The organism is Lacticaseibacillus salsurivasis (assembly GCF_036246225.1).
Classification (GTDB): domain Bacteria; phylum Bacillota; class Bacilli; order Lactobacillales; family Lactobacillaceae; genus Lacticaseibacillus; species Lacticaseibacillus salsurivasis.
In genome coordinates this window covers 96,238-115,710 of record NZ_BTTP01000001.1, presented here as the reverse complement: position 1 = coordinate 115,710, position 19,473 = coordinate 96,238, and the positions used below count along the sequence as shown (strand labels likewise).

Sequence of the window (19,473 nt, the reverse complement as noted above, 5' to 3'; positions counted from 1 at the left end):
AGGAAAAATGTCAGACAAGCCTTTTAAAACAATTGATGAGCTAATTACCCTTTTAAATGATAAACGGCACCTAACGTTCCTTAGTGAGGAAACAGCAAAGTCAAATCTTCAGCGATATGGTTACTACGAAATTATTAATAGCTACAAAGACAATTTTATGGTCGATCCTTCAGACGACGATGCCGGATTCAAACCTGGTTCAACATTTGAACACATTTTCGAATTATTTTTGCTTGATCGAAAAATTTCGGACGCGGTGCTGTCTGGGTTGGCGGATTTTGAAATTACCCTCAAACAAGCAGTCGCATATGTTGTTTCTGAAAATATAGGATTTGAGCAAGCAATCTATACAAATCCAGATATTTACGAAATTGGTGAGCCACATAAAAAGAAAAAGAAAAACGGCCAACCTCTCATGGATCGCGATATTCTTGAAAGCAACTTTTACAACACAATTAATTCTAAAGAAGAACCATTTTGTCACTACCATTCCAAAGTTGGCAACGTTCCTCCTTGGATTATGGTCAAAAACTTTTCGCTCGGTTCCACAATCTATTGGTATCGGCTATTACCTAAAGAGATAAGATTGAAAATTCAATCGCTACTGATTGGACTCGATGAGGACGTTCTCATTGCTTCAGATAAATCGCTACTGATTAGTCAAGGCTTGGGCGACATGATGAGTCTATGTCTAGAGTATCGTAACTTATGTGCACACGGGGGGCGTGTTTATAACCACCGAAACAAGTGGAAACAGCTCACATATACTCCTTTCTTATATCAAAATCCCAACGCTAGAATACAGGTATCCAAAAATCAGTACTCAAATGGCGCTTTGACTAGCAGTATTGGCGCACTCATTCTTGCGCTTCGAAGGTTAGACAATCTGAACGCCTTTAAATCGATTTGCTCTTGGATTGACGTAAGGCTAGCTGACTATTTCAAAAAATTTCCTGAAGATAGAGACTATCTCATGGATTCAATGGAGATACGCGGCACCTCAATTGAAACATTGTTGGATGCAACGCAATAAAAAAGCGCCTGACCCACAGTCCTGGCAGACCGGTCAGACGCACAAACAAATGCTCAGGCGGAGTACGCCCTTTGCGTACTCTATTATAGCAGAATTGGAGGAAAATCATGGCATCAATCAGTAAAACAACGGACGGCAAATGGCGTGTGAGAGGCATCAAAGGCACGCGTGCTGATGGCACCCGCAAAGACGTGCGTAAGGTATTCGACAAGCGCCGTGAAGCGGTGACTTTTGCGGCCACCCTTGACCTTGACGATGGAACGCCAGAAGACACTCACGATATGACGCTGCCAGACTACTATGACAAATGGATAGAGGCATTCAAGATTGGCCGTCACTCGGCAGTCACCGATGAGTGGTACCGTGTGGTCGGTAGCTACATCAGAGAGTGGTTTGATAATAACCACCCTGGCCTGCTCATCGCTGATGTGGATAGAACGACCTACCAGGCGTTTCTGGACTGGCTAGGGTCAAATCCACGCGGCAAGCGCCAAGAGCCCCTCAGCCACTCCACAGTGGCCAGAGTCAACTCGTATATGCGAGCCGTGCTCAAGGACGCCATCGAAGACGGTTACACCAATAAGGACTTCACCCGCCGCGCCATCGTCGGCGGCACCGCCGAAAAGGATGAGTCAGAGAAATATGTCGACCTCAGTGAGTTCAAGAAGATGATCAAACTCGCCACCCAATGTGCCGACCTGGACCACATGAGCAACTACATCGCTGTCTTCATGGCGCTCACTGGTGCTCGTTTTGAAGAAGCCCTGGGCGTGACCTGGGACAATATAGATTTGGCGGCTGGCACTGTGGCCTTCACGCACTCGTGGCAATATAAGACGCGCAAACAGCACGACAACTTCGGGCCACTCAAGAACAAACAGTCTTACCGCACCATCCCAATCTCGAATAACCTGGTCGAGATATTGAGTAAGCTACGGATCGAACAGCAAACGGCCTTCATGGCTGACGGCTGGCGGGACGAAGATAACCTTGTCTTCCGTAATGCAGACCACCGCATCATCGGCAATGAGGCCATGAGCAAGACGGTCAAAGGTTTGTGTAAAGCCGTCGGCGCTAAGAACACAATCACCAGCCATGGCCTGCGCCACTCGCATGGATCCATGCTCATGTATGAGGGCGTGGAGCTTATGTCTATCTCTCGCCGTCTTGGTCATGCGAGCCTTGCCATCACCATGCGCGTCTACATGCACGAGATTGACGAACTCAAGCAAAAAGACGACAAGAAGACCATTAAAGCGCTAAATGCGCTCTAGCAAAATTATGCGATTGCGGTACCCCTTGCGCGCCAATGGATACAGCCTGCTAGGTGGCATTTTAGGTGGCACTTTTGGCCAAAGTCAGAGAAAAAACAGCCAAAGTGCCACCTCGATGCCACCTAAAACTTTTATCCCCACTTGAGTGTAAAACAAAAACGCCTATTTCTAGGCGTTTTGCTTGTCCCTATTTGTCCTAAATGAGCTATTTCTGCGCAGCCCGGGAGTCGAACCCGGATTTCGAGAACCGGAATCTCACGTGCGATCCATTACACTAACCGCGCAAGTACTCAATTATGATACGTGACTGCCTCTTAAAAAGCAAGGGGCAGAAGCGATTAATTGCGCAATGCGGCCAGAATGCACCGTTAGTTACCTGCCGGCTGCCGGGTCCCTTCAGCGATTTCGTTGAGCTTACGCAGGCGGTGGTTGATGCCGGATTTGGAGATTGGACCACTAGGCACCATGGTCCCCAGCTCCTTCAGCGATACATCAGGATGCGCCAGGCGCAGCTCGGCAATTTCCCGGAGCTTGGCGGGAAGGGTGTCGAACATGCCATGGTCATGCAAGTAATTGATATTTTCAATCTGCCGCTGGGCCGCATCAATGGTTTTGTTCATATTGGCGGTTTCGCAGTTCACGAGCCGGTTAACGGAATTGCGCATGTCGCGAACAATCCGCACATCCTCAAACTTCAGCATGGCATTGGTGGCGCCAATCACCTGCAGAAAATCGGCAATCTTTTCGGCTTCCTTCAGATACACGATCCAACCACTGCGGCGCTCGACGGTACGGGCATTCAGACCAAAATCATTCATCATCTTGAGCACGCCATCGTTATGGTCTTTGTACAGGGAATAGATTTCCAAATGGTAGCGCGAAGTTTCCGGACTATTCACCGAGCCGCCCGCCAAAAAGGCGCCCCGCAAGTAAGACCGTTCGCGCTGCGGCTCATTCAAGACTTTGGGAGACACCGCCGTGCGAATCGCCATGTCCGCGGGATCGAGAATGTCAAGATCCTGCAAAACCTCATTGACGCCTGAGACCAAGCGCACGATGTACTGATTATTCTTCTTAAGCTTCATCTTGCGCCGCACCACCAGCGCGGCTTCGCGATGATAGACCTGATCAATCAGCTTGTAAATCCGCCGCGCAATCGCCGGGTTTTCAGTTTGGACGTTCAGCACGAATTCATGGGCCTGAATGGCCAGTGAACCGTTCATGCGAATCAGCGCCGACAGCTCGGCTTTAGCATGCTCTGGATGCACCTCCAGCTGGGTTAATTCTTTTTTGACCGTACTGGCGTAACTGGCCATGTTCTCACCGCTTTCGTTTCTTCATCGTCCCCACCTGAAAAGCGAGGTTCAAAATTTCCGAGGCGACTTTATCGCCATCATGGAACACTCCGTGATCGCGCAATTTCAGGAAGTCAGCGGAAATCACGCGGCAACCCATGGCGCGCAAACCGGCGTAATCAGGCCGCACTGGGACGAGAATTTCGTTGTATTTTTGTTGATCAAGGTAATGACTCGGCACCGGCGCAATGTTGACCAGCACTGTGTCGACAAAATTAGCGCCAAGATGTGCGTTCAGCACCCGGACATGATCCGCATCGGTGAAGCGTTCAGTTTCCCCTTTTTGGGTCATGATGTTGACGACATAAATCACTTCGGCCTGGGTTTGCAGCACCGCTTGCCCGAGATTTTCAATCATCAAGTTCGGCAAGACACTGGTGAAGAGGCTCCCTGGCCCCATCACCACCACGTCGGCGGCCAAAATGGCTTGCACGACTTCATCCACCGCCTGCGGCTTCACTTCGCCATTGCTGTCAGTGACCCAGACGCGCTTGATATGTTTGCCAGCCGCCGTAATCTCCGCCTCACCGGCTAAAGTGGTGCCATCGGTAAATTCCGCGTTCAAGGTGAGCGGTCGGTCGCTGGCGGGATAGACATGACCATCGACTTTCATCATGGCAGACAAAGACTGCACCGCCTGAAAAATGCCGCCGCGCATTTCAGACAGCGCCGCAATAATCAGATTACCAATCGCATGCCCGGCAAAAAAGGCATCACTGGTGTCAAACCGGTATTGAAACACGCTTTTTTCCAGCTCGGGCAAATCCGACAACGCCACCAGGACATTGCGGATATCACCAGGCGGCACCACGTTGATATAGTTGCGAATCACGCCGCTGGATCCGCCGTCATCCGCCACGGTAACCACCGCGGTGACATCGGCATTTTGCTCGCGCAGGCTCTTTACAATCACAGGCAAGCCCGTGCCGCCGCCAATGACGACGACTTTCGGGCGCCGGCCGCGAATCACGCGAATGGTTTTGGTTTCCGTCATGGTCATGAGCGATTCACCGTCGCTTTCCGTTTATTGACATCCCGATGTGTGATATCCACTGGGTAGTCAGCCTTGAAGGCTTTGCCAATCCGCTCGGCGAAGGCCACGCTGCGATGCTGGCCGCCGGTGCAACCGATGGCGATCGTGACGGAGCTTTTACCTTCTTCTTGATATTGCGGCATAATGGACGCCAGCATACCATAGAATTTTTGATAAAAGTCTTCGGCCGCTTTGTTGTCCATCACGTAATCGTAAACATCCTGATCGCGGCCATCGCGATTGCGGAAAGCTTGCACGTAATAAGGATTAGGCAAGAAACGCACATCCATCACGATATCGGCGTCAATCGGCAGGCCATACTTGAAACCAAAGGACATCACTTCCAAGTGGAAGGTCGGATGGTTGGCCGATTTGAAGGTGACGAACAGTTTCTCCCGCAGCTGCCGCGGACTGAGATTGGTGGTATCAATCACCACTTGGGCACGATTACGCAGCTCGGTCAACAGCGCCCGCTCCTTGCGAATGCCATCCATCAAGCGGCCTTCTTGGGCCAAGGGGTGGCTGCGCCGCGTTTCCTTATAGCGGGAAACGAGCTCCGCGTCGGTGGCGTCCAAAAAGAGAATTTTGGTGGTAACAAACGCCGTATTGTCCAAGCTAGCCAGCATATCGTTGATTTGATCGTAAAAGGCATGACTCCGCAGGTCGATCACCAAGGCGATTTTGGTAATCTTGCCACTTTCCTTCACTAGTTCCCAAAACTTGGGCAGCAAAGCCGGGGGCATATTATCAACGCAAAAATAGCCAAGGTCTTCGAACGATTGCATGGCGACCGTCTTGCCAGCCCCAGACATCCCTGTGATCACAACGAGGTTCAATGATTCCGCCATCGTATCCCTTCTTTCTCGCTCTATTGTAACATGCCGGGCGTGTCATTGATACCAACCGTCATCAAGGCAGCAAAAAAGCCGCATCCTGAAGATACGACTTTCTCTGGTTATAACTGCCGTTTCACCGCGGCAACAAGCTTTTCATAGCCGGCATCATTGACATGCAAGCCATCTTTGAAAGCACTGGTATCAAGGTGCCCATTTTCGTCATACAAGGCGTCAAACATATCAATCATGTGGACGTAGGCATATGGGATGACGCGCTGGTACTCCGCAAAGACCATGCGCAGCGTGTCATTGCGTCTGAGCGTGGTGCCTTTGGCCATGTAACTTTGAATGGCTTCATCGCAAGGAATGCAGCTCAGCAAATTGATTCGGCAATCAGGTAGATTATTGTGAATGATCTCAATAATCTCCTTCACATTCAGGGCAATCTGCCGGGGACTGGTCATCGTGGTATTACCGAGGTCATTGGTCCCCACCATCAGAAACACGGTGCTGGGCCGGTATTTGAGCACCCCCTCATCGATAAAGTGGAGCAACATATCCGACGTAATGCCCGCAACGCCGCAGTTATAAGCATTTTTGTATTCGGGATAGAACCGTTTGAGATCCATGAATTGGGTCAAGGAATCCCCGAAGAACACCACCCCACCAGGCATCGCGTCCCGGTTGGCCATTGTGACTTCGTTCAGCCGCTCAATAATGTAATCGCGTAGCTGATAACGGTCCGTATCGTAAAGCATTTGTTCGCGCATAATTTTCCTTCTAACTATCCCGGTAATTATTGTTGATCAGCGAGTTGTTCTTCGGCTTGCTTCTCAGCCACTTTGTCATTGATCTTGACGAATGGCGCATAAATCAGCACCCCAGCGACTAAGATCAGCAGCTGAATGACCACGGCCCGCCAGTCGCCGGCCGTCGCCAGAAAGGCACTGATGCCAACTGGCGTGGTCCAAGGTACCAAGGTCACACATGGGTTCATCCAGCCGGCTACTGTTGCCGCCCAGCTGACGAAAACACCCAGCGCTGGGACAAAGATGAACGGGAAAATCAGGCTGATGTTGTAAACAATCGGGTAACCAAAAATGACTGGTTCGTTGATGTTAAAGATCCCAGGGGCAACAGACAAGCTCGCCACATTGCGGGAAACCTTGTTGCGGCTGAACAGGAAGGTTGCAATCAAGAGGCACAGCGTTGAACCGGAACCACCAATCAGGCCAAAGGAAGCGACTTGCGAAACGTTGATGATGTTAGGGATTGCTTTGCCAGCACTGTACGCGGCAATGTTCTGGGTAATGTTGATAATCAACAATGGCTCCAAGATGGAACTGTAAATAACTGAGTGGTGAATCCCAAACAGCCAAAGCAAGTTGCCCAGAGAATAGAGCAGCAGCACGCCCCAGATTGAGGTCCCAACATGACGCAGTGGTTCTTGAATGAAGGTGGTGATCAGGTTAATCAGGTTCATCCCGGCCAAGTTATTCAGCAAGGCGGAAACAATCGCCAAGCCCGACAGCACCAAAATGACCGGAATAAGGACATTAAATGAGTTCGAAACCGCCGGCGGAATGTTGTCGCCTAAGTTGATTTGCAGACGCTTCATGTGGGACACCCGGATAAAGATTTCGGTTGCCACCAAGCCCATGATGATCCCGGCAAACATCGCGCCGGTCCCTAGGTTGGTGTATGGCAGCACAGCGGAAATCGAAACTGCCTTTTTCGCCCCATCAGGAATAAGGGAAACCGTGTTCGGCATCATCAAAATCAAAGCCGCGATTGAAACCATCGCTGCCGCAATAGGGTTTTCAAAGCGCCGGTTCTTGGCCAAGCAGTAGCCAATCATGGCTGCAATCATGACGCCGGAAAAGTTCAGCGTCGCGTTGCTCAACAGTGTGCCCCAGTACTGGACTGACGTTAAAGTACTACCCTTGAAAATCCAGGTGAACACAGTGTTGTTCAACAAAGTCGCCAAGCCAGCCAAAATATACAGCGGCATAACAGTTGCAAACGCATCTCGCAATGAGCGCAGATGAATTTGATTGCCGAGCTTGGCCGCGAAAATCGCGAACCGATCGCCCAGTTTAGAGTTCTCCAAAGACATAATGCCATCTCCTCTTTGATAAGTGCATCGCGCAATTGGTCAACGCCAACTACCACGAAAGAATGAAGCGATTTCATCAACCGCCAAAGTCAGTATATATCAGAATTATTTCATGTCAATACTTCTATATTTTTCATGTATATACCTATACAAAAAAGCACCTGCGAGCAGGTGCCAGGTGCTAACGCTTCACGTCGATAAAAGTGTAAGTATGATGCGCACTATAAGGATGTTGATCAATCGACATTTCAAAGGGCTGCCCGTCATCCAAGTACACCGTCTGCTTCACTTGTAAAATCGGTTCATCCGGCTTGGAATGCAAGTATTGCTCATTGTATTGATCCGGCTTTTCAGCCGAGATCGAGCGATTGGCCCCACCAATCGTCAGCCCACAGGTTTCGTGGAGGTAGCGGTAAAATGAACCTTTGAACACTTCCGGCTTCAATTGCGGAAAAATGGCGGCGTTTAGAAATGTGTGCTCAAGCCCATATGGCTGGCCATCCACTAACCGCAACCGGCGAATTTCATAGACGGGCTGGTTTTCCTCGATCTCAAGCGCCTCCTGCACCTCCGCAGTGGGAAAGCCGATATCAAACAGAATCAGTTTACTTTCCACCGGCACCCCTAAGTCATTGCTCAGGCCGCCATAGGAACTCAGAGGCAATGAGTTGCGCTGCCGCACCACTTTGGGCCGCACGAAGGTCCCCACCCCGCGCTTCGGCAACACATAGCCATCAACAGTTAAAATATCCAGCGCTTTTTTAACGGTCATGCGGCTAACGCCCAGCTCTGCCGCCAGTTCCTCCTGCTTTGGAATCACACTGCCGGTTGGATAAACGCCATCCGTAATTCTTTTTTTGATGACGTTCACAATGTGCATGTACTTTGGCTCCACCTTGCCATCCCCCATAAGTCTTTGTTTTCGATAAGTCTATACTTGGAACTATAGGCTATCCTTGGAAGCGCTGCAAGTCCTGAGGCGACGCCAGCGTAATTTTGGGCTTTTTGGCCGCACAGGTAAAAAAAGACCCTTCACCGGATTGAAGGGTAAAGGGTCAGATTGATTTTCGTTATCGTTGCGAGCGGATTAGATCTGGCGCCGAGCAAAAGCCAGCAGAATCGCATTGAGTCCCAGCAGGAAGAAAGCTGTGGCCAGTAAGATGACCATCCCGACTGCCGCCACTACCGGCTGCATCAACAGTAGCACGCTGACGACCAGCGCAAAGATGTCCAGCACCAAGTTCAAGATGAACCAGCCGGTGCCAGCCGCGCGCATTTGCCCGGCATTAGCAAGGTTAGCGATACTATCAATCACGAACCAGATGGCGAACAGGTAAGCCAGCGTCAACGCCCCAGCTTGGAGATTGAACAGGAAGACCACGCCCAAGATCAAATCAAGGATCCCAGAAATCAACGTCAACCAAGCCAACTTCCCGGTGAACTCACGCAACTTGGCAAACGCCGCCAAGGTCGCAATCCCCCGGATAATGGCCACCAACGCGAACAGGAAAGTCAACGTGGCTAAAGTCGCCCCAGGGTGATGTAGAACCACTACCCCAGCCAAAATCAGGGCAATCCCTGTAATAAATTCGCCCCAGTCAAATCCAAAATGTGTCCGATTAAACATAAACCGCGCCTCTCTTTCTACCCCCATCATACCGGCTTCATCTACGTGGCACAAGAAAATTCAGTTTTGGCCAGCGCTGTCGCGGGTTGCGGTGGACGCTCAAGCGCCCCGCCTCCCAGTAAACCACGATTCAGCCCAAACAAAAACCGCCACTCAACAGTAGCGGTTCACAAGCTTATTTACGCTGAGCAGCCATGCGGGCCTTGTCCCGGGCCAGAATTGGCGCGAGGTATTGGCCAGTGTAGCTGTTCTTCACCTTGGCAATGTCTTCTGGTGTACCGGTGGCAATCACTTGACCGCCGCCATCGCCGCCTTCTGGGCCCAAATCAATCAGCCAATCGGCGGTTTTGATTACATCCAGGTTATGTTCAATCACCAACACGGTGTTACCTTCATCGACCAACCGTTGGAGCACCTCCAGCAACCGGCGAATATCATCAGTATGCAGGCCCGTAGTTGGCTCGTCGAGAATGTAGAAGTTGCGGCCGGTAGAAAGCTTTTGTAGTTCAGAGGCGAGCTTCATGCGCTGGGCTTCTCCCCCAGATAAGGTGGTGGCGCTTTGGCCCATTTGGACGTAGCCGAGGCCCACATCAACAATGGTTTGCAGTTTGCGTGCGATTTTAGGAATCGGGGCAAAGAACTTCACTGCTTCGTCCACGGTCATTTCTAGCACATCAGCAATGTTCTTACCTTTGTAGGTCACTTCGAGGGTTTCGGAGTTGTACCGCTTGCCATGGCAGACTTCGCAAGGCACATAGACATCCGGCAGGAAGTTCATTTCGATTTTGATAATCCCGTCGCCTTTACAGTTCTCACAGCGGCCGCCTTTGACGTTGAAGGAAAAACGGCCTTGGGTGTAACCGCGGAGCTTGGCTTCACCAGTTTGGGCAAACAAGGCGCGAATGTCGTTGAATACCCCAGTGTAAGTGGCCGGGTTACTGCGCGGCGTGCGGCCGATAGGGCTTTGGTCAATATCCACGAGCTTTTCGATGTTCTTCCAGCCCAACAGTTTGCTGTAAGCCCCAGGCTTTGCTGAGTTGCGGTACAACTTTTGAGCCAAGGCGCGCTTCAAAATCGAGTTGACCAAAGTGGATTTCCCGGAGCCGGAAACTCCAGTCACGCCGATGAACTTACCCAGCGGGAAGTCAACGTCAATGTGTTTCAGATTGTGGTCAGCCGCGCCTTCCAGACGCAAAATCTTGCCACTACCGGCGCGCCGCTCGGTCGGAACCGGAATAAACTTCTTGCCGGCGAGGTATTGGCCCGTCAGTGATTTGCTGGAGCGCATCACTTGCTTTGGGGTGCCGGCGGCCATAATGTGGCCCCCTTTATCCCCAGCGCCGGGGCCAACGTCAATCAGATAATCCGCCGCCAGCATGGTGTCCTCATCATGTTCAACCACGATCAACGTGTTGCCCAAATCACGCATTTTCTTCAGTGAAGCAATCAAGCGGTCGTTATCGCGTTGGTGCAAGCCGATGGAAGGTTCATCCAAAATGTACAGGACACCAGATAAGTTGGAGCCAATTTGGGTGGCCAAACGAATCCGCTGGGCTTCCCCACCGGACAGAGTGCCGGCCGCCCGACTCAGGGTCAGGTAATCCAGGCCGACGTTTTCCAAGAAGGTCAGACGATCGTTCACTTCTTTCAAAATGGGCTTGGCAATCACCACTTCGTTTTCGGACAGCTGAATTTGGCTAAAGAACGGCAAGGCATTTTTGATTGCCAAGTCAGAGGCTTCCGCAATGTCTTTGCCGGCGACTTTGACTGCCAGGGCTTGGCGGTTAAGGCGCTTGCCGTGGCACACTGGACAAACCAGCGCGGTCATGTACTGGCGCATCTGATCAGAGCCAAACGGTGTGTTATTGGAGCGGTAGCGACGCTCGATGTTTGGGAGCACGCCTTCGAATGGGGCCATCACATCGCGCACACCGCCGAAATCGGAATCAGCATGAAAGTGGAACTTCTTACCTTGACTGCCGTTCAGCACCAAGTCGCGCTGGCGGTCAGTCAACTTATTGAAGGGCTTGTCAATCGGCACTTTGAACGCCGTGCAGGCCTGTTCCAGCATCGTCGGATAGTAAGTGGAACTAGCCGTGTACCAAGGCGCAATCGCCCCTTCGGCAATGGTTTTGTCTGGGTCGGGCACCACCAAATCCACATCCACCGTCAGCTTTTCGCCTAATCCATCACATTCTGGGCAGGCTCCAAATGGCGCGTTGAAGGAAAACAGCCGTGGTTCCAACACCCCAATCGTAAAGCCGCACAGCGGGCAGGCAAAATGTTCTGAGAACACCAGCGGCTCGCCGCCAATCACATCAACGGTGGCATAGCCTTCAGATAGGCGCAGCGCTGCTTCAAAAGAATCGAACAAACGCGAGCGATTGTCAGCATCCCCTGCCTTGACGACAATGCGGTCGATCACAATGTCAATGTCGTGGTTCTTGTTTTTGTCCAATTCAACGTCGGCGCTGGCGTCCATAATCTCGCCATCCACCCGCATGCGCACATAACCTTCGCGGACAATCTTTTCCAGCACCTTCTTGTGGGCGCCTTTTTTCCGGCGCACCACTGGCGAAAGAATCTGAATCCGCGTTTTGTCCGGGAGCTGCTGAACTCGGTTGACCATTTGCTCGACGCTTTGGCTGGTGATCGGCGTCCCGTCATTCGGACAAATTGGCTTGCCAATCCGCGCCCACAGCAGGCGCAGGTAGTCATTGATTTCGGTGACCGTGCCCACAGTGGAACGGGGGTTTTTCGAGGTGGTTTTCTGATCAATGGAAATCGCCGGGCTCAAGCCGTCGATTGAATCCACATCAGGTTTATCCATTTGGCCAAGGAATTGGCGCGCATACGCCGATAGGCTTTCGACATAGCGGCGCTGGCCTTCTGCATACAGCGTATCAAAGGCCAAGCTGGACTTCCCGGAACCAGACAAACCGGTCATGACCACCAATTTATTTTTGGGAATGGTCAAATCGACATCTTTTAAGTTGTGCGCGCGGGCGCCGTGAATCACAATTTTATCGTTAGCCATAAATCCTCACTTTTCTGCTTCCAGTTCCAAAATCGTGTCGCGCAACGTGGCCGCCTGCTCGAAATCGAGCTTCTTGGCGGCTGCCTGCATTTGCGTTTGCAAATTGTTAATCAACTGCTGGCGCTCTTGCTTGGTCAGGTCATGCAGATCGACCTCGGCAAAGCTCTTGTTCTTATCATCATCGCCATTACCGCTGGTATCCACCGCGGTGATCGCTTCGCGAATGGGTTTGATGATAGTTTTCGGCGTGATGTGATGTTTCTTGTTGAACGCCATCTGGATGGTCCGCCGCCGCTTGGTTTCATTGATAGCGGCCTCCATCGAGTCGGTCATCTTATCGGCGTACATGATGACTTTCCCATGCGCATTCCGGCTAGCGCGGCCAATGGTTTGAATGAGCGACCGTTCCGCCCGCAGGAAGCCTTCCTTGTCAGCATCCAAAATCGCAATCAGGGACACTTCAGGGACATCGATTCCTTCCCGGAGCAAGTTGATACCGACCAGCACGTCATATTTGCCTAACCGCAAGTCGCGGATGATTTGGGTCCGTTCCAGCGTTTTGATATCTGAATGCAGATAGGCGACTTTAATGCCTTCTTCTTTCAGATAATCGGTCAAATCTTCAGCCATTTTCTTGGTCAAGGTCGTGACAAAGACGCGCTCGTTGCGTTCGATGCGCTTGTTAATTTCTGAAGTCAGGTCATCGATTTGGCCCATAATCGGCCGCACTTCGATTTCCGGATCCAGCAACCCAGTCGGCCGAATAATTTGTTCGGCGATATCGGCTTTTGGCACCCGGTCCAGTTCATACGGCCCTGGGGTAGCCGAAACGTAAAGGATTTGGTTGACGTGCTGCTCGAATTCGTTGAGCTTCAGTGGCCGGTTGTCCAACGCGCTCGGCAACCGGAAGCCATAATCAATCAACGTTTGCTTCCGGGCCCGGTCGCCGTTGTACATCGCCCGCACTTGCGGCATCGTGACATGGCTTTCGTCCACCATAATCATGAAATCCTTAGGGAAAAAGTCGAGTAGCGTGTACGGCGGCTTGCCTGCCGCGCGCCCTTCCATGTGCCGCGAATAGTTTTCAATGCCGTTGGTGTAACCCATTTCCCGCAGCATTTCGATATCGTAATTCGTCCGCTGCTCCAGCCGCTGCGCTTCCAGCAACTTACCTTGATCGCGCAGTTCTGCTAGCCGCTGCGTCAGCTCAGCGGCAATGCTTTGAATGCCTCGCTCCAGCGCGTCGTCTGAGGTCATAAAGTGCGTGGCCGGGAAAATGGAAACCTGTTCCCGTTCGCCGATGACTTCCCCGGTCAACGCGTCGACCTCGGTGATGCGATCGACTTCATCGCCAAAGAACTCCACGCGAATCGCGTGATCGTCGCGGCTGGCTGGGAAAATTTCCACCACATCGCCGCGCACCCGAAAGCGCCCGCGTTGAAAATCGATGTCATTGCGGTCAAATTGGATGTCCACCAGCTGCCGCAGCAAGGTGTTGCGGTCAATCTCCATGCCTTTGCGAATAGACAGCACATGGTCGCGGTACTCGGTTGGTGAGCCTAAGCCAAAGATTGAGGACACCGACGCCACCACAATCACATCATTACGCTCCAGCAAGGCACTGGTGGCACTGTGCCGGAGCTTATCAATTTCATCATTGATGGCGGAGTCTTTTTCAATATAGGTATCTGAACTCGGCACATAAGCTTCTGGTTGGTAGTAATCATAATAGGACACGAAATACTCTACCGCGTTGTGCGGGAAGAACTCTTTGAACTCCCCGTACAACTGGCCAGCCAGCGTCTTGTTATGTGACAAAATCAGGGTCGGCTTATTCAGGTTAGCAATCACATTGCTCATCGTGAACGTCTTCCCGGTCCCAGTCGCGCCTAACAGCACTTGTTCCTTTTCTCCAGCCAAAAAGCCCTGGGTCAGCTTTTCAATCGCTTCAGGCTGATCCCCCGCCGGCTTATACGGGGAGACCAAATCAAATTTTTTATCGGCAATGCGTTCAATCATGGCCGCAACCTCCTCACCTCAACGCGCAAAAAGCCGGAACCGAAATTCCGACTTTTTCATTGGACTAATTATAACATAGCGAACACACATTCGCCAATGTGTAAAACAGGCTGCGGAGGATGGCCGCTCTTAGCCGGACGGGTAGCCTAGCTAAAGGCATTGCCGGTGTACTTTGCCGGCGAGGCCTTTAGCGTAGCTATCCACTCCGGCGTTGGCCACCAGGAGCGCAACTACACGCTGCAGACAAGGGCACTCGCGACGCCCTACTGTTTCGCCATGACCGACCGCGTCAACTTGGCCAGCATATCCCGGTCGGCAAATTCTTCATTGAGCATATCCGGCAGAATCTGATCTAGGAAGTATTGTACCGACGGCCGATCTTCGTACGACATAATCACGCTTAAGCTTTCGGTGTAGATGTTAACGAAGACCCGTTCCGGGTTGCCTTTTTCAATTTCGCCAAAGGATTCATAAAGCAAATCCACCTTGTCGGCGATGCTCAAAATCTGGCCTTCCAAGGTATCGTCTTTGCCTTCCGAAAGGCGCCGGCGGTAGACATCCTGATAATCAGCCGGGATTTCGTTTTCGATGAAGTTCTCGGTCATGGTGTCCTCGACATCAGCCAGCATTTTGCGCAGCGTCGGCGTGGCGTATTTGACCGGGGTCTTGATATCGCCGATGAAACGCTCGGTGTAATCATGGTTTAAAGCTTTTTCGTAAAGCATCTGCCAGTTGATCTCATTGCCAGCGTGCTCTTCGATGTCACCCAGCAGTTGCGCGATTTCCGCGACCTTGAAGCTGTGCGCGGCCACGCTGTGTTCAGCATATTTGAAAAACCCTGGGGCCCGCCGCAAGGTTTCCAAATTGTTCAGGCCTTGAATAAATTGGTGCATTCCCATGATTAACATCCTCCTGTAAAGTTTCTAAAAGCTTACCACCGCGCAAAAAATCCGGCAAGCCACTTTGCGGCTCGCCGGATAGCTTATGCTTTAATTATGCGGTGCGAAAACCCGTCAACGCCGTTTCAAAGGCGGTCAGTTTCTGTTCGGCTTCGGTCTCGGTGGCAGCTGAGGTGCCAACATAGAACTTCACTTTTGGTTCGGTGCCAGAAGGCCGAATGGCAATCCAAGTGCCATCGGCCAAAATGTACTTCAGCACATCAGATACCGGCATTGTGATGGGACTGGTGCCTTCTGCCGTGGTAATGAGTTGCTTCTTGTAGTCTTCGGTGCGGACAATCTTCACGCCGGCAAAATCCGCTGGTTGTTCTTCCCGGAACTTGGTCATCAAAGCGGCCATTTCCGCTGGCCCTTCCAGCCCTGGGAAGTCAACGCCGACGGTCTTTTCGGCAAAGTAGCCGTACCGAGCATACAAGGCCTGAATGCCATCCCAGAGGGTTTGGCCTTTGGACTTGTAATAGGCGGCTACTTCCGCCAGTAACACAGTGGATTGAATGGCATCCTTGTCCCGGACGAATGGCTTGATCAGGTAGCCATAACTTTCTTCAAAGCCAAACAAGAATTCATGGCTTCCGGTTTCTTCGTATTGCTTGATTTGGTCACCAATGAACTTGAACCCGGTTTCCACGTTGATCATGGCCACGCCGTAATCCTTGGCAATCGCGGTGGCCAGTTCCGTCGACACAATCGACTTTACCACGGCCCCATTGGCGGGCAAGGTGCCAGCTTGTTTGCGGGCTTCCAGAATGTAGTGGAGCAACAGCGACGCAATTTGGTTCCCGGTCAACAGCTGGTAGCCATCTCCGGTCCACACTGCAGTGCCAAGGCGGTCAGCATCAGGATCCGTGGCAATCAACACGTCGGCATGACTAGCTTTGCCCATTTCGATTGCCAGGTCAAAGGTTTGCGGGAATTCCGGATTCGGGAACGGCGTGGTCGGGAATTCAGGGTCTGCTGTGGACTGCGGCAGTACCAGCTGGAAGTTTTGGAAGCCGGCGTTGCGCAGCACCATTTGAGCCGGAATGCGGCCAGTCCCATTGAGCGGCGAATAAATCAAACTCATATCCTTGCCGACGGTGTGCACCAAGTCTTGGTTGATGGTGACCGTGGCCACGGCTTGGTAGTAGGCTTCATCGACATCTTCGCCGATCAAGTGCATCAGGTTCTGGGCCCGCAAGGCATGCACATCAAGCGTCTGAATGGCAAACAAATCATCCACGCTCCGAACGTACTCGGTGATGCGGTCGGATTCTTCTGGTGGCATTTGGCCGCCATCTGGGCCGTAAATCTTGTAGCCGTTATACTGCTTCGGGTTGTGACTGGCCGTAATCATGATGCCGGCGTATGTTTTCAGATAGCGCACAGCAAATGACAGCTCCGGCGTGGGGCGCAAGCTGTCGAAAACATAGCTCACAATCCCATGCGCCCCCAAAACTGCCGCCGCCTCTTGGGCAAACTGCTGGCTTTGGTACCGCGAATCAAAAGAAATCGCCACCCCGGCTTGCTTTTGACTAGCATCCAAGGTATCCATAAACCGGGCTAAGCCTTCCGTGGCTTGCCGCACGGTGTAAATATTCATCCGGCCAATGCCGGCGCCAATGATGCCGCGCATGCCGGCAGTCCCAAAGGCCATCGGTACAGAAAACGCCGCTTCTTGCGTCTTCTCGTCATCCGCCATGGCGATGAGCTCGCGCTTGAGGTCAGCGTCCATCGTCGGTGCGTTCACCCATGCTTGATAATTTTCTTTATACCCCATTTGATTCACTCCTATCCTTTGTCCGGTGCCTATTGCAAGTTCATTGTACGCCGCGAAGTTATTTCTGGCATTCACCAGCCCTTGGCCAGCGCAAAAAAGCATCGGCATAACGGTTTCATTATTGCATATCAAAAGCGGGTTTCAACTCAAGGTGGCCAATTGTTACGCGATGTTAAACAATCGCGGCCACCAAAAAGGGGGCGTGACAAATGTCACACCCCCTATATTCATTTCGAAGGTTCCAGCAGAGTTACGCGCCAAAAGGCCGGAGCCGAGCAGCCAGCTACGCCATCCACAGAGTCCAAAGTTCGGACTTGGTGGATGGCTAGGCTACCTGTCGGCTCCAAAACCGCCTTTTGTCACAGCCCCCACATGTTACTTCGTTGCTGCCGTTAAAGTGGCATCTTGAAGACTTTGAATGTAGTTGAACGCACTTTGGCCCGCCTGGCCGCCTTCGCCCACCGCGGTTGCGATTTGGCGCAAGCCCTTGGCCCGCACATCACCAATAGCGAAAATGCCAGGCACGCGGGTTTCCATCAGATCATTAGTCGGAATCCAGCCGGCTTCATCAAGCACGCCGACGTTTTTGAAACTGTCAGTGAGCGGCTTGATGCCGACGTAAATGAAGGCGCCCGCCGCAGGAATGACATGCGTTTCGCCAGTCACTTTGTCCTTGTACTGAACGCCGGTGACTTTCTGGTCATCCCCGAGGATTTCCTGCACGTCTGCGTTCCAGACAAAGTGCATCTTGTCGTTGGCAAAGGCGCGCTGCTGGATAATCTGCTGGGCCCGCAGCTGGTCACGGCGGTGAATCACCGTGACTTTGGAAGCCAACCCGGCGAGGTAGAGGCCTTCTTCGACTGCCGAATCGCCGCCGCCAATCACCGCAACTTCTTGATCCTTGAAAAAGGCGCCATCGCAGACCGCGCAGTACGATACACCACGGCCACCGAATTCTTCCTCGCCAGGAATCCCCAGCTTCCGGTGCTCGGCACCAGTGGCAATGATTACCGCTTTGGCTTCAAATTCGCCTTCGTCGGTCACCACGCGCTTCACGGCCCCTTCATCGCGCAGGTCCGTCACGTTGCCATAAGCGTATTCAGCGCCAAATTGCGTGGCGCCATCATACATCTTCTGGCTCAGGTCTGGTCCCAAGATCGAAGAAAAGCCAGGATAGTTTTCCACTGCGGCAGTATTGTTCATCTGGCCGCCGTAAATCCCGCGATCCAGCATCAACACGGACAAATTGGCCCGTGAGGCGTACAACGCCGCGGTCATGCCACCAGGGCCAGCCCCGATTACGATCACATCATATTGTTTTGCCATGGGACGCACCTCTTTCCAATTCGCTTACCTTTCGTAAGTCAAATTATACTATACCTTGTTTGGGACGACTTGTAAAGTGACCCCAAAATCGGTTTCGGCTTTACCTTCACGCGCCATTAAATCCGTAATTACCGTCTTGATTGGCGCCCCTTGGTAAAGGACTTGATAAATCGCATTGGAAATCGGCATCTCGCATTGCTGCTGCTCTGCCAATTCATGCACGACTTTGGCCGTTGAGACCCCTTCGACCACCATGCCCATGTTGGCCAACACTTCAGGCAGCTTTTGACCTTGCCCCAAGGCATTGCCGGCTCGCCAGTTGCGGCTGTGGACACTGGTACAGGTAACAATCAAATCACCCACGCCAGACAGGCCGATGAAGGTCATCGGATTGGCACCCATTTTAACGCCCAACCGGGTGATTTCGGCCAAGCCCCGCGTCATCAGCGCCGCTTTGGTGTTATCGCCATAACCGAGGCCATGCAAGGCGCCAGCGCCGATGGCAATCACGTTTTTCAAGGCGGCCCCATACTCAACGCCAATCACGTCGGTGTTCGTATAAAGCCGGAAATAGTCGTTCATGAACAGCTGCTGCACTTTTTTTGCCACCGCCTCGTCGGCCGCCGCTGCGGTCAAAGTCGTGATGTCCCGCGTCGCCACGTCTTCGGCGTGACTCGGCCCGGAAATCACCACTGGACCCTGATAACGGCCTGCTGGGAGCACAGCCTCCAACACCTGCGAGACCCGCAACTTGGTGCCCAGCTCCAGCCCCTTCGCCGCATGGGCAATGATGGGCCGCTGCGTTTCATCCAAAAGCGCGCTAACCTGGGTGGCCACACTGCGAATGGCATTCGTCGGCACCACAAACAAAATCACTGTGGCGTCTTTCACAGCCGCCGCCAAATCGGCGGTGGCGTGCAGCGCTTCATGCAGTTTAAAATTCGGCAGATAGTGCTGGTTGGTGTGCTGCTCATTGATTTCAGGCACCTGGGCTGGCTTATGCGTCCACAAGGCCACGTCCAGCTGATTTTCCGTTAGCAGATTAGCCAGCACGGTGCCCCAGGAACCGGCCCCTAACACTCCGATTTTTTCGGTCAAAAGA

Annotated in this window: 15 protein-coding genes and 1 tRNA gene; 2 read left to right on the top strand and 14 right to left on the bottom strand. The window is 52.3% G+C overall.

Going from position 1 to position 19,473, the window contains the following annotated elements:
- Nucleotides 1-7: 7 nt before the first annotated feature.
- Together AAA927_RS00550 and AAA927_RS00545 are read left to right on the top strand one after the other, a co-directional pair.
- On the top strand, nt 8-1,033 hold the full coding sequence (locus tag AAA927_RS00550; protein ID WP_338214694.1) for an Abi family protein: 1,026 nt from the start codon (nt 8-10) through the stop codon (nt 1,031-1,033).
- A gap of 107 nt (nt 1,034-1,140) precedes the next feature.
- A complete protein-coding gene (locus tag AAA927_RS00545) occupies nt 1,141-2,307 on the top strand; it encodes a tyrosine-type recombinase/integrase (RefSeq protein WP_338214692.1) in 1,167 nt (388 codons plus the stop codon).
- 212 nt (nt 2,308-2,519) lie between these two features.
- Here the strand turns inward: AAA927_RS00545 and AAA927_RS00540 are convergent.
- The 14 genes from AAA927_RS00540 to AAA927_RS00475 form a co-directional block, all read right to left on the bottom strand.
- Nucleotides 2,520-2,591, bottom strand: a tRNA-Arg gene (locus AAA927_RS00540).
- 84 nt (nt 2,592-2,675) lie between these two features.
- The gene (gene whiA / locus AAA927_RS00535) at nt 2,676-3,623 is read right to left on the bottom strand and encodes a DNA-binding protein WhiA (protein WP_338214690.1); all 948 of its coding nucleotides are present in this window, start codon (nt 3,621-3,623) and stop codon (nt 2,676-2,678) included.
- 4 nt (nt 3,624-3,627) lie between these two features.
- A complete protein-coding gene (locus tag AAA927_RS00530; RefSeq protein WP_373305862.1) occupies nt 3,628-4,656 on the bottom strand; it encodes a gluconeogenesis factor YvcK family protein in 1,029 nt (342 codons plus the stop codon).
- Between the two features lie 2 nt (nt 4,657-4,658).
- A complete protein-coding gene (gene rapZ, locus AAA927_RS00525; protein ID WP_125580948.1) occupies nt 4,659-5,543 on the bottom strand; it encodes an RNase adapter RapZ in 885 nt (294 codons plus the stop codon).
- Nucleotides 5,544-5,650: 107 nt separating this feature from the next.
- Nucleotides 5,651-6,301, bottom strand: a complete 651-nt coding sequence (locus AAA927_RS00520) for an SGNH/GDSL hydrolase family protein (protein WP_338214685.1) — start codon at nt 6,299-6,301, stop codon at nt 5,651-5,653.
- Between the two features lie 26 nt (nt 6,302-6,327).
- Nucleotides 6,328-7,641 carry a PTS sugar transporter subunit IIC gene (locus AAA927_RS00515; RefSeq protein ID WP_191987468.1) on the bottom strand — a complete coding sequence of 438 codons (1,314 nt, stop codon included), beginning with the start codon at nt 7,639-7,641 and terminating at the stop codon, nt 6,328-6,330.
- Nucleotides 7,642-7,828: 187 nt separating this feature from the next.
- Complete coding sequence (locus AAA927_RS00510; protein ID WP_338214683.1) at nt 7,829-8,527, bottom strand: GntR family transcriptional regulator; 699 nt, start codon at nt 8,525-8,527, stop codon at nt 7,829-7,831.
- A gap of 207 nt (nt 8,528-8,734) precedes the next feature.
- A complete protein-coding gene (locus AAA927_RS00505; RefSeq protein ID WP_338214681.1) occupies nt 8,735-9,274 on the bottom strand; it encodes an HdeD family acid-resistance protein in 540 nt (179 codons plus the stop codon).
- A gap of 175 nt (nt 9,275-9,449) precedes the next feature.
- A complete protein-coding gene (uvrA, locus tag AAA927_RS00500; RefSeq protein WP_338214679.1) occupies nt 9,450-12,311 on the bottom strand; it encodes an excinuclease ABC subunit UvrA in 2,862 nt (953 codons plus the stop codon).
- Nucleotides 12,312-12,317: 6 nt separating this feature from the next.
- Nucleotides 12,318-14,330 (bottom strand): excinuclease ABC subunit UvrB, encoded by a 2,013-nt coding sequence (gene uvrB, locus AAA927_RS00495; protein WP_338214677.1) that lies wholly within the window; start codon nt 14,328-14,330, stop codon nt 12,318-12,320.
- A gap of 263 nt (nt 14,331-14,593) precedes the next feature.
- Nucleotides 14,594-15,229: a YfbR-like 5'-deoxynucleotidase gene (locus AAA927_RS00490; protein ID WP_338214675.1), complete on the bottom strand. Its 636-nt coding sequence runs from the start codon at nt 15,227-15,229 to the stop codon at nt 14,594-14,596.
- A gap of 94 nt (nt 15,230-15,323) precedes the next feature.
- A complete protein-coding gene (locus AAA927_RS00485) occupies nt 15,324-17,045 on the bottom strand; it encodes a phospho-sugar mutase (RefSeq protein WP_338214673.1) in 1,722 nt (573 codons plus the stop codon).
- Nucleotides 17,046-17,420: 375 nt separating this feature from the next.
- Complete coding sequence (gene trxB, locus AAA927_RS00480) at nt 17,421-18,371, bottom strand: thioredoxin-disulfide reductase (protein WP_338214671.1); 951 nt, start codon at nt 18,369-18,371, stop codon at nt 17,421-17,423.
- Nucleotides 18,372-18,419: 48 nt separating this feature from the next.
- Nucleotides 18,420-19,469 carry an NAD(P)H-dependent glycerol-3-phosphate dehydrogenase gene (locus AAA927_RS00475; RefSeq protein ID WP_338214669.1) on the bottom strand — a complete coding sequence of 350 codons (1,050 nt, stop codon included), beginning with the start codon at nt 19,467-19,469 and terminating at the stop codon, nt 18,420-18,422.
- Between the last annotated feature and the right edge of the window lie 4 nt (nt 19,470-19,473).

Excerpts from the sequence above, each read along its gene's own strand:
- AAA927_RS00550 (WP_338214694.1), top strand. The coding sequence starts at position 8 with ATGTCAGACAAGCCTTTTAAAACAATTGATGAGCTAATTACCCTTTTA.
- AAA927_RS00545 (WP_338214692.1), top strand. The coding sequence starts at position 1,141 with ATGGCATCAATCAGTAAAACAACGGACGGCAAATGGCGTGTGAGAGGC.
- whiA (WP_338214690.1), bottom strand. The coding sequence starts at position 3,623 with ATGGCCAGTTACGCCAGTACGGTCAAAAAAGAATTAACCCAGCTGGAG.
- AAA927_RS00530 (WP_373305862.1), bottom strand. The coding sequence starts at position 4,656 with ATGACGGAAACCAAAACCATTCGCGTGATTCGCGGCCGGCGCCCGAAA.
- rapZ (WP_125580948.1), bottom strand. The coding sequence starts at position 5,543 with ATGGCGGAATCATTGAACCTCGTTGTGATCACAGGGATGTCTGGGGCT.
- AAA927_RS00520 (WP_338214685.1), bottom strand. The coding sequence starts at position 6,301 with ATGCGCGAACAAATGCTTTACGATACGGACCGTTATCAGCTACGCGAT.
- AAA927_RS00510 (WP_338214683.1), bottom strand. The coding sequence starts at position 8,527 with ATGCACATTGTGAACGTCATCAAAAAAAGAATTACGGATGGCGTTTAT.
- AAA927_RS00505 (WP_338214681.1), bottom strand. The coding sequence starts at position 9,274 with ATGTTTAATCGGACACATTTTGGATTTGACTGGGGCGAATTTATTACA.
- uvrA (WP_338214679.1), bottom strand. The coding sequence starts at position 12,311 with ATGGCTAACGATAAAATTGTGATTCACGGCGCCCGCGCGCACAACTTA.
- uvrB (WP_338214677.1), bottom strand. The coding sequence starts at position 14,330 with ATGATTGAACGCATTGCCGATAAAAAATTTGATTTGGTCTCCCCGTAT.
- AAA927_RS00490 (WP_338214675.1), bottom strand. The coding sequence starts at position 15,229 with ATGGGAATGCACCAATTTATTCAAGGCCTGAACAATTTGGAAACCTTG.
- AAA927_RS00485 (WP_338214673.1), bottom strand. The coding sequence starts at position 17,045 with ATGGGGTATAAAGAAAATTATCAAGCATGGGTGAACGCACCGACGATG.
- trxB (WP_338214671.1), bottom strand. The coding sequence starts at position 18,371 with ATGGCAAAACAATATGATGTGATCGTAATCGGGGCTGGCCCTGGTGGC.